Raw genomic sequence first — 15,050 nt, 5'->3', positions numbered from 1 at the left:
GTTGAGCGGTTTATGTTTCGAATGGCAGGAAAACGAATGCTGGGTGAGCGAAGGCCCGGGCAAGCGCTGTCTCAACATTCCCGATTTCAGCGGCAGCTTCAATGCGGACAGCATCGAATACCTGCTGAGCTGGAAAAGCCGCTTGACCGAACTGATTGGCCGCGAGCAGGAACTCAAAGCCTTGCACGACTGGGCGGATTCACCGAATCCGATTAGCAGCCGCATGATCACTGGCGAAGGCGGCACCGGGAAAACCAGGCTGGCGTTCGAATTCGCCCGGCAATTGCGCGAACAAAAAGGCTGGCAGGCGGGTGAGGCGCAAGGGCTGAGTGGTTGCTGGTATACCGCCGGTGCGGGAACATTATTGGTCATCGATTACCCGGAACAACGCCCGGAAAAAGTCAGCGCATTATTGGATGCGCTTGCCCGGCAACCGTTGTCATGCAAGTTGCGCGTGTTATTGCTGGGGCGTAACGGGGATTTTCTGAAGCAATTGACGCAGACCGCGCAAACCATCATGGCGCCCGGTTTTGAGTTAACCGGATTGACGGCCGGTGACTCCAACGCTTGGGAATTATTTCAAGCCGCCTGGCAGCAACTGCATCGGCGCCAGCAGCTTGCCGTGCCGCCTTTGCCGCTGACGGAATCCAGCTTTCAGCAATGGCAGCAACGCAATACAGCGCACCAGCGTCCGCTGTTTGTGCTGGCGTTGGCGATACACCGCATGTTGCAATCCGATGCCCGCGACTTAAGCGCACCGGCGATCTTGCGCGCGTTGGTGCAGCAATACGAAATCAACCGCTTGGTCAAAGAAGCCAAACAACTGTCACTCGATCCCTATAGCCTGGTGATGCTGCGCGCGCTGGCCGGAATATCCGGAAAATTGGACAGCGAAGCATTGCGCCAGCTAATCCAGGGCAGTGAAACGCTGCCGCTCGATATTCGTTTGCCGGTGCTGAATCAGCTCAAGCAAACCAGCTTATGGTCTCAAGACGGAGTTGCTGCGCTTCAGCCCGATCTGCTTGCCGCCGACCTGCTGCACTATGCATTGACCGAAGTCACCGGCGATCAAGCCGGGGCATGGCAATACTGCGCACTGGCCGCGGCTGCGGATAGCCGTGAAGCCAGTTCCATTCTGGGGCGGCTGATTCACGACGCGCAATTTATCCTGAAACGGCAGTGGCCACTGCAAAGATTGATCGATTGGATCAGTCAGGATTCCGAGCGCAGTGCAACAATCAATGCCGCCTTAAGCCGATCTAATCTGGAGCGCACACTGCTACCGCTGGCCATCGCAACCGATCAAAGCGCGGTGCGGAACTACGAGCAATTGGCAGCAGACAACTTCGCCGCGTATGGTCCGGCTCTGGCGTTGAGTCTCAATAACCTGTCGGTTAATCTGGGTGAAAGCGGGAAGCGTACGGAAGGGCTGGCGGCGATCGAACGCGCGGTGGCGATCTATGAGCAGCTGGCGCAGGACAACTTTGCCGCGTACGGCCCGGCTCTGGCGATGAGCCTGAATAACCTGTCGCTTCGTCTGAGTGATGCCGGGCGGCGCGCGGAAGGATTGGTTGCGATCGAGCGCGCGGTGGCGATCCGTGAGCAATTGGCAGCAGACAATTTTGCCGCGTACGGCTCGGATCTGGCGCTGAGCCTCAATAACCTGTCGGTTGATCTGGCTGGAAGCGGGCTGCTCGCGGAGGGATTGGCTGCCATCGAGCGCGCCGTGTCAATCTATGAGCAGCTGGCGCAAGGCAACTTTGCCGCGTACGGCCCGGATCTAGCGAGTAGTCTGAATAACCTGTCGAATCGTTTGGCGCAGAGCGGGCGGTGCGAGGATGGATTGGCTGAGATCGAGCGTGCGGTGACAATCTTTGAGAAGCTGGCGGAAGACAACTTTGCTGCGTACGGTCCGGATCTGGCGACTTGCCTAAATAACCTGTCGGTTCGCCTGGATAATAGCGGGCAGCGCACGAAAGGATTGACTGCGATCGAACGCGCGGTGGCAATCCGTGAGCAGTTGGCGCAAGACAACTTTGCCGTGTACGGCCCGGATCTGGCGGATAGCCTGCATAACCTGTTGTTTCAGCTGGCAGGTAGGACGGGTAGCGCAGAACCGACAGCCGAAGAAGTCAAACGATTAAGGGATATATGGGTTCGGTTGCAACATATCAAGCGGCGCATACGCGATGAGCACAGTTAGGTTCCTGCGCAGTTTTCTTGCCTGCCTGAATCCGCGCCGGAACCGGGTGATAACAATTGATGGTTTTTGTCAGGAACTGAATCGCAGGGAAACCGGGATTAGCGTTTGGTTACTGCGCCATCGCCTAATCGCATCGTCAATGCAATCCTTTTGCGCTTCTCATCGACCTCCAACACTTTGACGGTAACCACTTGCCCCACCTTGACTACCGTATGCGGATCTTTGACAAACTTATCCGCCAACGCGGAGATATGCACGAGTCCATCCTGGTGCACGCCGATGTCGACAAACGCACCGAACGCGGCGACGTTGGTAACCACGCCTTCGAGCACCATGCCGGGGTGCAGGTCCTTCATCGTTTCGATGCCTTCCTTGAACGTGGCGGTTTTAAACGTGGAGCGCGGGTCGCGGCCGGGTTTTTCGAGTTCGTGCAGGATGTCTTGGACGGTCAGCAGGCCGAATTGCGCGTTCGCGTATTTTTCCGGGCGGATGGATTTCAGAACGGGTTGATTGCCGATCAATCCCCTGACATCCAGGCTGACGTCACGGAGGATTTGCTCGACCAGCGGGTATGATTCCGGATGCACGGCGGAAGCATCCAGCGGGTTCGTGCCGTTGGCGATGCGCAAGAATCCGGCGGCTTGCTCGAAGGTTTTTTCACCCAGGCTGGGGACTTTCAGCAAATCGGTACGCTTAACGAACCTGCCTTTGGTGTTGCGCAGCGTGACAATATTGTGCGCGATTTTGCTGCTGAGACCGGCGACATAGCGCAGCAAAGCCGGAGAAGCGGTATTCACATCGACGCCGATGGCGTTGACGCTGTCTTCCACGACGGAATCGAGTGAGCGTGCCAATTTGTTTTGGTCGACGTCATGCTGATACTGGCCGACGCCAATCGATTTCGGGTCAATCTTGACCAGCTCAGCCAGCGGATCTTGCAACCGGCGCGCAATCGAGACGGCGCCGCGTAGCGATACATCCAAATCGGGCAATTCTTCGGAAGCGAGTTCGGAAGCGGAATACACCGAGGCACCGGCTTCGGATACCATGATTGAAGTGAGTTTGAGTTGCGGGTATTTTTTGATCAAATCCTTCGCCAGATGATCGGTTTCGCGCGATGCGGTACCGTTACCAATCGCAATCAGCGTTGCTTGATGCTGCTCAGCCAGTTGCTTTAACGTCTGCAGCGCAGAATCCCAGTCGTTTTTCGGCGGGTGCGGATAAATGGTGGTGGTGGCCAATACTTTTCCGGTGGCATCCACGACCGCGACTTTCACGCCGGTGCGTAGCCCCGGATCGAGCCCGATGGTGACGCGCGGACCGGCGGGCGGGGCGAGCAGCAGGGCTTTGAGGTTTTGTGCGAAAACCTGAATCGCCTCGGTTTCAGCGCGTTCTTGCAGGCTACTCATGAATTCGGTTTCCAGATGCGCAAAGATTTTCGTGCGCCAGCTCGCGCGAACCGTATCGATCAACCAGGCATCGGCCGGGCGTTTTTGATCGTGGATGCTGAATTGCCGGGCGATCAACAGTTCGCACGGGTTGAGCGCGGTCGTGCGCGTTTTTTCTTCGATTTCGGAATCCAGATGCAGTTTTAACTTCAAAACCGCTTCGCGCTCACCGCGCAGCAACGCCAATGCGCGATGCGACGGGATTTTGCTGATCGCCTCATGATAATCATGGTAATCGGTGAATTTGGTGTCGCTGTCTTTTTTGTCCTTGGCGGCTTTGGCGGTCAGGATGCCATGCGTGCGCAAGTATTCACGCAGCGTCTGGAGTAACGGCGCCTGTTCGGCGAAACGTTCCAGCAGGATATGCTGCGCGCCTTCCAACGCGGCAGCAGCATCCGCAACGCCGGGATTGTCGCCTTCCTCGGTAGTGAAAGGCGCTTTAAGATATTTGGCTGCTTCGGTTTCCGGATTGAGCCTCGGGTTATTTAACAATGAATCCGCCAACGCCTGCAAACCGGCTTCATGGGCCATTTGCGCCTTGGTGCGGCGTTTCTTGCGATACGGCAGATACAAATCTTCCAGATGAGCTTTGTCTTCGGTGTGCGTGATGGCATCGAGCAGTTCCGGGGTCATTTTGTTTTGCTTTTCGATCGCCGAAATGATCGCAAGCCGCCTTTTTTCCAGTTCACGCAAACTGTGCAAGCGCTCTTCCAGCAAGCGCAGTTGCACGTCATCCAGTCCACCGGTGGCTTCTTTGCGATAGCGTGCGATAAAAGGCACGGTGGCGCCTTCGTCCAATAACTGAACGGTGGATAGGATTTGGGTCAGTTTTACGGCGAGTTCTTTGGCGAGGCGTTGTTCGATCGATGGCAGCATGGATGGGTATATTTATGGGTAATTAGAATGAAAGTAGGCGATTGCGTTACTAGTCAGCGCAACCGGATTGTAACCATTACTCGGGCACGTTGGTTGGGTGTAGAACAATTTCCAGACCGGAACCGCATTTCCAGCACAACTGAAAATTAGCCGGATTTTCCTCGTTGCAGGACGGGCAGTGCACGTTGCCAACCGCCACCGGAGCTTTCTCGTAGGCTTCAATCACAAGTTTGCCACGCTCATAATCTGCGTCACGAATGACCCAAACTTCCGGGTAGGCATGCGTGAAGGGTATTTCCCCCATGCCGCTTTGCGCGTGTTGGTTAAATAATTGCGCCGGAATATAGGCGTGTTCGAGCAGATCAAGTACTATCTGTGCTTCCATCAAATTGTTGGCAGAGTAAACTTTTTTCATGCAATGAGAATTGCTAAATACAATCGATTAATTGAGTAAAATTATGTGGTTTAGAAACTTACAAGCATATCGTATCGCCAGCGGAAATATAACACTGAATAGTCTCGAGGAGGCACTTTCACAGCGTGCCATGCAACCCTGCATGCAAATGGAAATGCAAAGCCGTGGTTGGGTTGTGCCGCGCGAGGAAAAAGAGAGTTTTGTGCATGCGTATGGCCAGCAGTGGTTGGTCGCTATGGGGGTTGAAAAGAAATTATTGCCGGCCGGGGTGATTAATCAACATGCGAAATCCCGGCTTGCGCAAATTGAACAAATGCAAGGCTACAAACCAGGCAAGAAACAGGTTAGAGACATTAAGGAAGCAACGATTATCGAGTTGTTGCCGCGTGCCTTTACACAACGCCATAAGACGTATGCCTGGATTGACGGCATCAATAACCGGCTGGTTATCGATACGGCGAGTCCCAACAAAGCCGATGAATTGGTTGAGGTACTGCTGAAATCAGTGAATGATTTGGCTTTGGAGCCTTTGGATACACAAATTTCGCCTGCTGCTGCCATGACGCGGTGGTTGTCCGGCGATGACCTGCCGTCGATTTTTACGATTGATCGCGATTGTGAACTGCAAGGCATGAGTGATGAGAAAGCAACGGTCAAATATACCCGCCATGTTTTGGAAGCCGAAGAAACAACGCGGCATATCCGGGCAGGAAAACGGGTGATCAAACTGGCGATGACCTGGAACAGCAAAGTTTCATTTGTTTTGCAGGATAATCTTCAGCTTCGGCGGATTACACCTCTGGATATCCTGAAAGAATCCACCGAATCGGATGAAGAATTATTTGCCAGTGATTTTGCCATTATGACGGGTGAATTGAGCCAGCTCATCACCGACGTCATCGATGCGTTGGGCGGCGAAGACCGCGGTTAAACCCGATGGTCTAGTGTTTGCCGGTTTTGGATTGATCCTTGATTCCCGATAACACGCCGTTCGCAGATTTACTCACAAAATCAGCGGTCTTTTGTGCCAGGCTGACGCCGACTTCCATTTGAGAATGTCCAACCGAAGCGACTTGTTGCGCAAGAGTGGCCAATGTTTCTTTCAACTGCGAACCCACATTAGTTCCAGTATTTTTGGCATGGTGGCTTATATCGAGCAGGACATCGGCAATCAGCCCTTGTGCGGCTGTGGCGGTGTGATGCAGAGTTTCCAGGAACAGGCTTTCCAAACTTTCCAGATCAGAACGGGTGCGCGCCAATTCTGTATCAGAGAATTTTTTTGCTTGCCCTGCCGCTTCTTCAATGGCGAGATTGGAGGCTTCGGCAAATCTTGCCAGCGCTGAATCCAATCCGGCGACGGCTTCAGTGATTTGTGATTTTGCAGCATGCGCCTGACTGGTTGCCTGCAGTAACTGTTGCGATGCACCATCGTGTGCGCCTTGCATGACGGCGGTGATAATCCGCTGTAAGGAGTCCAGGTCAATACGTTGCGCATTGATTGCCTTCAGCGTTAAACGGTGTACGGTATCTTGAATATGTGAACCATTGGCTACCGCCTCACGAACTTCCGCTTCTAACGCGTCCATATCGCTGCTGTTAGACTTGCCGGTATTTTCATTGTGCATGATGATGAACCCTATAAAATATTAAAAGATACTTCGTTCTTCATTCTCCTCCGGTTTTCCCGAGTTGGTCAAGGCCATTCATATAAGGACGTAAAACTTCCGGAATGGAGACACTGCCATCGGCATTCTGATAATTTTCCAGCACCGCCACCAGCGTGCGGCCCACAGCCAGCCCGGAACCGTTTAATGTATGCAGCAGTGCAGGTTTTCCATTTTCATTACGGAAGCGTGCTTGCATACGCCGTGCCTGGAATGCTTCACAGTTGCTGCATGAGGAAATTTCCCGGTAAGTATTTTGTGCCGGCAGCCAGACTTCGATATCGTAGGTTTTTGCCGCCGAAAAGCCCATGTCACCCGTGCACAGTGCCATGACGCGATAAGGGAGCGCCAATTTCTGTAGAATCTTTTCCGCATGACCGACCAATTGCTCCAGAGCTTCATAGGATTGATCGGGGTGAACAATGTGCACCAGTTCAACCTTGTCAAATTGATGCTGGCGGATCAGGCCGCGCGTATCCCTTCCATAACTGCCCGCCTCGGAACGAAAACACGGTGTATGTGCAACATATTTTAGCGGCAAGGATTGTAGCGGTACGATTTCATCACGCACCATATTGGTAATAGGTACTTCCGCAGTTGGGATGAGATGAAATGCGGGCGAGTTGTTCGAGGTACTATTTTCTGCGCCGCCTGCATTGACGGCAAAAAGGTCTTCTTCAAATTTAGGCAATTGTCCTGTGCCGCGTAAACTTTCCCGATTAACCAAATAGGGTACATACGCTTCCATGTAGCCGTGTTCCTGCGTATGGGTATCCAGCATGAATTGAGCGAGTGCGCGGTGTAAACGGGCAAGTCCGCCTTTCATCAGGCTGAATCGTGTGCCACTGAGTTTCGCAGCCGTTTCAAAATCCAATAGTCCTAGCCCTTCACCGATGCTGACATGATCTTTGATGGCAAAATCAAATTGCCGCGGCTCGCCCCAGCGGCGAATCTGCTGATTGTGTTCTTCATTTTTTCCTTCCGGCACGCTGTCGTGAGGCAGGTTAGGGACTTCGAGCAATATTTTCTGCAAGCTGTTCTGAATTTGCTCCAATTGTGTCTCGGCTTGCTTCAATGCGTCGCCCAGATGCGCCACTTCGGCCATTATGGCCGAGACATCTTCCCCTTTACTCTTGGCATTACCGATTTTTTTCGATGCCGCATTGCGCTGTGCTTGCAGCTCCTGAGTTTGGGTCTGAATGGTTTTGCGCTCTGCCTCTAAAGCATTAAACGCTTCGATAGGAAAGGCATAACCCCTTTTGGCAAGCTGCCGGGTGACAGCATCCAGATCAGTCCGTAGTTGTTGAATCTCTAACATGAAAAAACTCCAAAATAGCCGGTGTAGAATGAAATGATTTTTATATTTTATGCTTGGCTTGTCTATCCAGATTGCGCAAATAAGTCAGTTTTTCCTGTATTTTTTGCTCTAATCCGTAAGCTGTTGGTTGATAGAAACTGACCTCCGGCATTTCATCCGGGAAGTAATTTTCTCCAGCCGCATATGCTTCCGGGCAATCATGCGCATAGCGGTACATGTTTCCATGACCGATTTCTTTCATCAATTGGGTTGGTGCGTTGCGCAGATGACTAGGTACAAGGCGAGATTTGTCATGGGCAATAAAAGCACGTGCTTTATTGTAGGCTAAATAGGCCGCGTTACTTTTAGGTGCGCAAGCAAGATACAAGGCTGCTTGCGCCAATGCCAATTCGCCTTCCGGGCTGCCCAGCCGTTCATAAGTCTCGCAAGCATCTAGCGTCAGGCGCAAGGCGCGGGGATCTGCCAGGCCAATGTCTTCGGTTGCCATGCGAACCAAACGCCGCCCGATATACAAGGCGTCGGTTCCGCCATCGAGCATGCGGCACAACCAATAGAGTGCCGCGTCGGGGGAAGATCCGCGGATGGATTTGTGTAAGGCGGATATCTGATCGTAAAACGCGTCACCACCATTGTCAAAATTGCGGGCATTGCGCGACAATGCATTGAGTACAATGTCTTTGCTGATTTCTGAAATGGTTTCAGTTTCAGCGACTGTGCTGATTTGCTCGAGCAGATTCAGTAAGCGTCGCGCATCGCCATCGGCAAATTCAATCAAGAGAAGTCGTGCTTCATCTGAGAACTGCAGATTACTGAGTGCCAGTTTCTGTGCTCGATCAAATAGCTGAGACAGTTCTTGTTCGGATAAGGCGTTGAGAACGTAAACCTGAGCGCGCGACAATAATGCGTTATTCACTTCAAACGAGGGATTCTCGGTTGTGGCACCGATAAAAGTGATCAGGCCTTGTTCGACGTACGGCAAGAATGCATCTTGTTGTGATTTGTTAAAACGATGTACTTCGTCGACGAAAAGAATGGTATGCCGCCCGCTTTGTTGTAATACTAATTGGGCTTGTTCAATCGCATTGCGAATATCTTTTATGCCGGAGAGTACAGCAGACAAGGCCATGAATTCGCTGTTGAACTCGGTTGACATGATACGTGCCAGCGTGGTTTTTCCTGTTCCCGGCGGACCCCATAAAATCATCGAATGCAGTTTTCCCGATTCAAAAGCCAAGCGCAACGGCTTCCCGGTACCGAGCAAGTGGCTTTGCCCGATGACATCGTTTAGATGCTTGGGGCGTAACTGTTCGGCGAGGGGTGCTTTGGGTTTGTTGGGTGAAAACAGATCGGTATCACTCGCTGATGACATCTGCATTGTCAGGAGGTATGAATTTAAATAAATCAGCCGGTAAATTGGGATTCTTGTCCAGGTCTGAGAATTCCAGTAATGTGGTTTGGCCAAAACTATCGCGTAACGCCATAATCTTGAGCGCACCTTCCGGTGAAAACCCCATTTGGATAAACTCAAAAGCGCTTTCTTTGCTTTTTGGAATGGCTTCAAGCCATTCAATCTGATTTTGCACGCCGAGTTCAATCAGCTCAAAATTATCTTCGATGGCGCTGCTACCGGCAAGGAGCGCAGCCGGACTACTACCGATCGCAATATTGAATTGTCGTATGGTGACCTGATTGAGGTCGCGATCGTAAAACCAAACCTGAGTGCCGTCGCCCACGATGAGTTGCTCATACGGTTTATCATACGTCCAGCGGAATTTCTCCGGGCGTTCAAATTGCATGGTACCGTTTGATCCCTGTAGCGTGCGTGCGTTTTTGTCATACAGCGTTTGTGAAAAATTTGCACGTACCGTACGGGTTTCCTTGATGAAGGTTTTTAGGCTGTCGATGGCGGCTGCTTCAACGTATGGCGATATCAGGGCGCCGAATAACAAGAAAAAAATAGCACAGCTTGAACGAACCATAATGTTCCTGTCGTGAGGTTGTCGGGGGGTACTAAGCATGGTTGCCGAGAATTGGATTACTCGCCGCGTGCGGGAGTCAATACTTCCCGGTTGCCGTTGCTTTGCATGGATGAAACCAAACCGGTTCGCTCCATTTCTTCGATGAGCCGTGCTGCGCGATTATAGCCGATACGCAAATTTCTTTGCACCAAAGAGATTGAAGCACGGCGGGTTTTGACGACAATAGCCACGGCCTCGTCGTAGAGCGGATCTGCTTCACCTTCTGCCGGCTTTTTGATATCAAGCGAATTACCGGCATCGCTTTCTTCGTCATCAATCTTTAAGATATCTTCGATGTAGTTCGGTTCGCCATGTTCTTTCAGATACTCAACCACCCTGTGTACTTCGTGATCGGCAACAAAAGCGCCGTGAATGCGTTGCGGGTAGCCGCTACCCGGCGGTAAATACAGCATGTCCCCTTGGCCCAGCAGCGCCTCGGCACCCATTTGATCGAGAATGGTGCGTGAGTCAATTTTACTGGATACTTGAAAGGCAATCCGGGTCGGAATATTGGCTTTGATCAGGCCGGTAATCACATCGACCGAAGGGCGCTGCGTTGCCAATAATAGATGTATGCCGGATGCCCGTGCTTTTTGTGCCAGGCGGGCAATCAGATGCTCAACCTTTTTACCTGCGACCATCATCAAATCGGCTAATTCATCAATCACCACGACTATGAGCGGTAATTCTTCCAGGTACTCCGGCGCTTCTGGCGGCGCAAATGGGTCAATTACAGGCTCTTCATTTTTAGCTGCATCACGAATTTTCTGGTTGTAGCCCCCGAGATTGCGGACACCGAGCGCTGACATCAGCTTGTAGCGCCGTTCCATTTCGTTGACACACCAGCGTAGCGCACTGGCGGCTTCGCGCATGTCGGTTACAACGGGCGTTAGCAGATGCGGAATGCCCTCATATACAGATAATTCAAGCATTTTCGGGTCAATCAGGATCAAGCGGGTTTGATCGGGAGTGGTTTTATAGACCAGACTTAAAATGACTGCATTAATTGCGACGGATTTTCCTGATCCGGTTGTTCCTGCTACTAGTGCATGAGGCATTTTCGCCAGATCGGATACGACCGGGCGGCCGCTGATATCTTTACCCAGCGCAATGGTTAATGGTGAGGCGGAGTCGGCATAGACTTGTGAACTGAGTATTTCCTGCAGCCGCACAATTTGCCGCTTGGGATTGGGAATCTCCAGTCCCATACTGGTTTTTCCCGGAATGGTTTCGACCACCCGGATACTGGCAACTGATAATGCCCGTGCCAGATCTTTAATCAGATTAATCACCTGATTGCCTTTGACACCGACCGCCGGTTCAATTTCATAGCGGGTGATAACAGGGCCGGGAAAAGCGGCGACTACTTTGACATCCACACCAAATTCCTTGAGTTTTCGTTCGATTAAACGCGAAGTGAATTCAATAGTTTCCTTGGATAGCACTTCAAAGTCTTTTTCGGGCTCATCCAGAAGATGCAAAGGGGGTAGAGGCGAGTCGGGTAAATCAGAGAACAGCGAGGGCTGTCTCTCTTTGATGATACGTTGTGATTTAATTATATTCGTGGTTGGTGGTTCAATATGCAATAGCGGAGTGCTTTCTATGCGTTTCTTTTCATTTTCGACAATTTTTTCGCGCACGCGTGATGCAATGATGCCTGCAAATTTGTCTTTTCTTGTTTCCCACAGATCTTTTATCAGCAATAAGAGATTCTCGATGCTTTCGCCGATCTTTTCTACGAAACGCACCCAAGATAGGCCGGTAAATTGACTGAAACCGATTGCGATAAATATTAATAAAGTGAGTGTTGCACCGATAAAACCAAGTATCTGTGAGAGATGATGACTGACTGTGCTGCCCAGCATACCACCCGGCACTAGCGGTAGCGAAACACTGATGGTGTAAAACCTGAGCGACTCCAATCCACTACTGGCTGAAAGCAGCAGTAAAAAACCTCCTGCCGAGAGTAATACGGAGTGCCGGTCAAAAATTCCGGCTGTATCAATGCGATGGTAGCTCCAGCTAACGGCTGAGAGAAAGAAAGCAACCCACCACCATGCGGAAGCGCCAAACAGGTACAGCAAAAAATCAGCCAGCCAGGCACCAACATGCCCGCCCGCATTCTGAATTTGATTGGAATCGCCGCTATGTGACCAACCTGCATCTCCGCGATCATAACTAACAAATATCAATATGAGATAAAGTGCGGCACCCACTAGGATCAACCAACCGGATTCACGCAATAATCGGGCTACTCTGGGTGAGAAGGGATGGCCGCTTTTCTTGGCCATTGGTTTATTCATTAAACTCATAGGTATCTCAGAAACGAAAGGTTTTGTCTGTTTGATACACTAAATTATATAAGAGAATCAGAAGTAATTTCTCTAATGCATCGGTAAATGCATTTTATTGTTGAAATTTAAGGTATCTGAGTAGGGTTGTGCAAGATAGCGCCTATCTTGGTTTCAACCCTGGAAGTGGAATTGTCCGAGAAAAATCTCAAAATTTAATCAATTAGATCTTGATCGCGATAAGATAGCAGCTACGTGGGGTTTGTCTTTGTTGGCAACTTCGGGCAAGGTTGAAACAAAATTGCCCCCGTTACGTTTTGAAATAAATAACGCATCTTCTGCACGTTTACATAAGCTTATTCTTTTATCAGCTTCACTCAGCATAGCAATACCGATACTTATTGTGATTTTGTTTTCTGTGTTTTTATCTATCTTGGCAGAAATCTTTTTGCGAATGGCTTCACAGACTTCTTTGGCTTCGGTTAATTCTGTTTCAGGAAATAAAACAGCGAATACATTAATATCTATACGGTAGAAAAGATCGGATGTTCGGATATCCGCTTTAAACTCTTGGGAAATGTTTTTTAAGGAATCATTTTTATTTATAAAATCATATTTATCACTGAATAGCTTTAGAAGATCGATATCAATAATAGCAACTGATAGATTTCGGTGATAACGTTTGCAACGTAGTATTTCGGTGTCTAATTCGGACTCAAAAGACTGTCTATTCTTATATCCGGTGACCGGGTCAATCAGTAACTGATTCATTAAGGTGGAAATGTCAATATTCGCCTTTTTGATCTTGATGACCATAATTGTGGAGCAGATGACCAATAATAAAGTGATTCCTCGATTAAACAAGGCAATATTCATTGGTACTGCAATGCCGGGTGAAAAATAGAAGCCGATTATTGTGAATATAATTCCCAATGTAGCAAGGAAGTAGGTAAATTGAATTCCACACACCCACAAGCTAGCAAATATGACTAATGCATAGGGTACACCAGCTGCGACACCCAGGGGTAGTTGTAAGTCGATTATCAAAATAGAGAGCGTTGCAACTAAGATAATTAGGCTGTTAGCCTGAATTGGGTATTCTCTGAATAAGAACTTCAGATAGGCGGTTGCTGAGAGAATTTGGCTACGCATCTGTTTGAGTGAAGATCTGTATGAAAGTATGTTTGTGTTTATATTCTACGGATTACAGAGTCTAATCTTTATAGGCAAATAGTGCATTGGTTAAATTATGATAATCAGTTCATTATACATTGTTTCTTAAAAACAAAGTTTGAAATTCTGTGTATTGATTTGGTGAACAGATGGGATTTAATGATAACCCTTGAAAGTATGAAATCATTGCTAATTCTAATTTTCTTTTTTAATGATTCGTGTCCCTGCCAGCCGATCATGGAGAAATTGATGGTCACGATCAAATAGTGCCCAGATAATTCCAAGACCAAAAAAGAAAATGCCTATCAAGGCAAACAGATATCGTGTAAAGGCTTGTTTTTTTGTTAAGCTGCTGCCATCTGCGGCGACAACACGCATCTTCCATGTTTGCATCGCCAGCGTTTGTCCGCCATGTGTCCAGTACCAAGAAAAGTAGTATCCCATAACAACAAACAGATAGAACTGAAATAGTGGCCTAAAATATGTGGCTTGTGTATCGCTGAAAATGAGGTGGAAAATAAAACTAGTGAGAAATAACACGGCCAATAGAAGAAGAAACTCATAAATCATGCAGATTATTCGCCGCCAGAAACCGGGTGTTGAGTTGATCATATTTGACTCGGATCGATAAAAGTGATGACGTTGTGGACGTGATGGCCAAATAGAAATCGCTGAGGAAATAGCAGATATTTTATGCCTAAAATAATTCAGTATAAGTTTCAGTGATTGATAATTATTATCGTTTGAATTATTATATAAGCTTGATAATCATAACCTGAATTTATACGTATATTATAACAACATATGGCGGGGCTGTAATTTAGCGTTTTAAACAAAAAGCAAAATCACTGGCATCCGACCTATTTTAGATCAAGTAAGCAAGCAGTTTGTCTGGATTTGTTATTCTGTAATGCAATCATTATCTCGGAAAAATATTGAGTACTTAGGGCCGCAACAACGTTTAATCTCATTGCCCGGATTGCTCTTTGTGCTCGTAGTGCATGCTGCATTATTTTATTTTCTATGGAATCAACGTTTAATTCCTCCTCCTGAACAAGTGGTTACCTTATTTGCTGAGTTGATTGCAGCATCCCCGCCTAGTACTGCACCAAAAGCCTTGCCAGAACCCGAGCCAGTTAAACTCCAGCCAGCCAAGAAACCTGTGATTAAGCCAAAACAAGAGCGCCTTGTAGCAAAGTCGCCTGTGGCATCTGAGCAGAAACAAGTGGAATCTTTACCAAATCCAGTAATGGAGCAAGCGAGAGAAACCAAGCCTGTGGCTGCGGCTCCGCCAACGCAAATGCAAACAGGGCCGGTCACGTTGTCATCGGAGTTGTCGGTATCTTGTCCTAAATTAATCGCCCCCGATTATCCTGCCATTTCCCGGCGTATGGGCGAAGAGGGTAAATTGGTTCTGCGCGTGGAATTGGATGAAACTGGGCATATTGATGAGGCAAAAGTTATTAATAGCAGTGGTTATGAACGTCTTGATGCAGCAGCATTAACCGCGGTGAGAAACTGGCAATGTAATCCCTCGCTGCGGAATGGCCAGCCGGTTCGACTGCAGGACACAGCCCTCCAGGTTGCGCGGCCGGCGCTTCAGGCTGGGCAACTGGATGAACGGCTTCTTGCGGCTGGCATCGG

General features: G+C 49.4%; 12 protein-coding genes. 3 read left to right on the top strand and 9 right to left on the bottom strand.

Annotation, left to right across the window (positions count from 1 at the left end; genetic code table 11):
• On the top strand, positions 1–2,203 hold a 2,203-nt coding region (locus K2P83_RS12495; RefSeq protein WP_292929671.1), incomplete at its 5' end, for a tetratricopeptide repeat protein.
• 98 nt (positions 2,204–2,301) lie between these two features.
• Here K2P83_RS12495 and K2P83_RS12490 read toward each other — a convergent pair.
• Both K2P83_RS12490 and K2P83_RS12485 read right to left on the bottom strand, forming a co-directional pair.
• Positions 2,302–4,527 (bottom strand): Tex family protein, encoded by a 2,226-nt coding sequence (locus K2P83_RS12490; protein ID WP_292929669.1) that lies wholly within the window; start codon positions 4,525–4,527, stop codon positions 2,302–2,304.
• 76 nt (positions 4,528–4,603) lie between these two features.
• A complete protein-coding gene (locus K2P83_RS12485; RefSeq protein WP_292929667.1) occupies positions 4,604–4,942 on the bottom strand; it encodes a DUF2007 domain-containing protein in 339 nt (112 codons plus the stop codon).
• Between the two features lie 43 nt (positions 4,943–4,985).
• Between K2P83_RS12485 and K2P83_RS12480 the strand changes: the two genes are divergently transcribed.
• Complete coding sequence (locus K2P83_RS12480; protein ID WP_292929665.1) at positions 4,986–5,873, top strand: recombination-associated protein RdgC; 888 nt, start codon at positions 4,986–4,988, stop codon at positions 5,871–5,873.
• Positions 5,874–5,883: 10 nt separating this feature from the next.
• Here K2P83_RS12480 and K2P83_RS12475 read toward each other — a convergent pair whose 3' ends face one another.
• From K2P83_RS12475 to K2P83_RS12445, 7 genes are all read right to left on the bottom strand, one after another.
• On the bottom strand, positions 5,884–6,567 hold the full coding sequence (locus tag K2P83_RS12475) for a DUF6781 family protein (protein WP_292929663.1): 684 nt from the start codon (positions 6,565–6,567) through the stop codon (positions 5,884–5,886).
• 40 nt (positions 6,568–6,607) lie between these two features.
• On the bottom strand, positions 6,608–7,924 hold the full coding sequence (serS, locus tag K2P83_RS12470) for a serine--tRNA ligase (RefSeq protein ID WP_292929661.1): 1,317 nt from the start codon (positions 7,922–7,924) through the stop codon (positions 6,608–6,610).
• Positions 7,925–7,964: 40 nt separating this feature from the next.
• Positions 7,965–9,299: a replication-associated recombination protein A gene (locus K2P83_RS12465; RefSeq protein ID WP_292929659.1), complete on the bottom strand. Its 1,335-nt coding sequence runs from the start codon at positions 9,297–9,299 to the stop codon at positions 7,965–7,967.
• Positions 9,277–9,903: an outer membrane lipoprotein chaperone LolA gene (lolA, locus tag K2P83_RS12460; protein WP_292929657.1), complete on the bottom strand. Its 627-nt coding sequence runs from the start codon at positions 9,901–9,903 to the stop codon at positions 9,277–9,279. The genes K2P83_RS12465 and lolA overlap by 23 nt, the downstream gene beginning before the upstream one ends.
• A gap of 56 nt (positions 9,904–9,959) precedes the next feature.
• Positions 9,960–12,254, bottom strand: coding sequence for a DNA translocase FtsK (locus K2P83_RS12455; protein WP_292929655.1), 2,295 nt, complete (start codon positions 12,252–12,254; stop codon positions 9,960–9,962).
• Positions 12,255–12,452: 198 nt separating this feature from the next.
• Positions 12,453–13,385 carry a GGDEF domain-containing protein gene (locus K2P83_RS12450; protein WP_292929653.1) on the bottom strand — a complete coding sequence of 311 codons (933 nt, stop codon included), beginning with the start codon at positions 13,383–13,385 and terminating at the stop codon, positions 12,453–12,455.
• A 216-nt stretch (positions 13,386–13,601) separates the two neighbouring features.
• A complete protein-coding gene (locus tag K2P83_RS12445) occupies positions 13,602–14,018 on the bottom strand; it encodes an RDD family protein (RefSeq protein WP_292929651.1) in 417 nt (138 codons plus the stop codon).
• A gap of 298 nt (positions 14,019–14,316) precedes the next feature.
• On the opposite strand from K2P83_RS12445, the gene K2P83_RS12440 reads away from it, so the two are divergent.
• The coding region (locus K2P83_RS12440; RefSeq protein ID WP_292929649.1) for an energy transducer TonB at positions 14,317–15,050 on the top strand (734 nt) is incomplete at its 3' end.

Origin of the sequence: Nitrosomonas sp., from assembly GCF_019752415.1 — a bacterium.
Taxonomy (GTDB): domain Bacteria; phylum Pseudomonadota; class Gammaproteobacteria; order Burkholderiales; family Nitrosomonadaceae; genus Nitrosomonas.
This window is presented reverse-complemented; position numbering and strand designations above follow the sequence as displayed.

Coding starts and splice junctions, on each gene's coding strand:
- K2P83_RS12490 (WP_292929669.1), bottom strand. CDS start 4,527: ATGCTGCCATCGATCGAACAACGCCTCGCCAAAGAACTCGCCGTAAAA.
- K2P83_RS12485 (WP_292929667.1), bottom strand. CDS start 4,942: ATGAAAAAAGTTTACTCTGCCAACAATTTGATGGAAGCACAGATAGTA.
- K2P83_RS12480 (WP_292929665.1), top strand. CDS start 4,986: ATGTGGTTTAGAAACTTACAAGCATATCGTATCGCCAGCGGAAATATA.
- K2P83_RS12475 (WP_292929663.1), bottom strand. CDS start 6,567: ATGCACAATGAAAATACCGGCAAGTCTAACAGCAGCGATATGGACGCG.
- serS (WP_292929661.1), bottom strand. CDS start 7,924: ATGTTAGAGATTCAACAACTACGGACTGATCTGGATGCTGTCACCCGG.
- K2P83_RS12465 (WP_292929659.1), bottom strand. CDS start 9,299: ATGCAGATGTCATCAGCGAGTGATACCGATCTGTTTTCACCCAACAAA.
- lolA (WP_292929657.1), bottom strand. CDS start 9,903: ATGGTTCGTTCAAGCTGTGCTATTTTTTTCTTGTTATTCGGCGCCCTG.
- K2P83_RS12455 (WP_292929655.1), bottom strand. CDS start 12,254: ATGAGTTTAATGAATAAACCAATGGCCAAGAAAAGCGGCCATCCCTTC.
- K2P83_RS12450 (WP_292929653.1), bottom strand. CDS start 13,385: ATGCGTAGCCAAATTCTCTCAGCAACCGCCTATCTGAAGTTCTTATTC.
- K2P83_RS12445 (WP_292929651.1), bottom strand. CDS start 14,018: ATGATCAACTCAACACCCGGTTTCTGGCGGCGAATAATCTGCATGATT.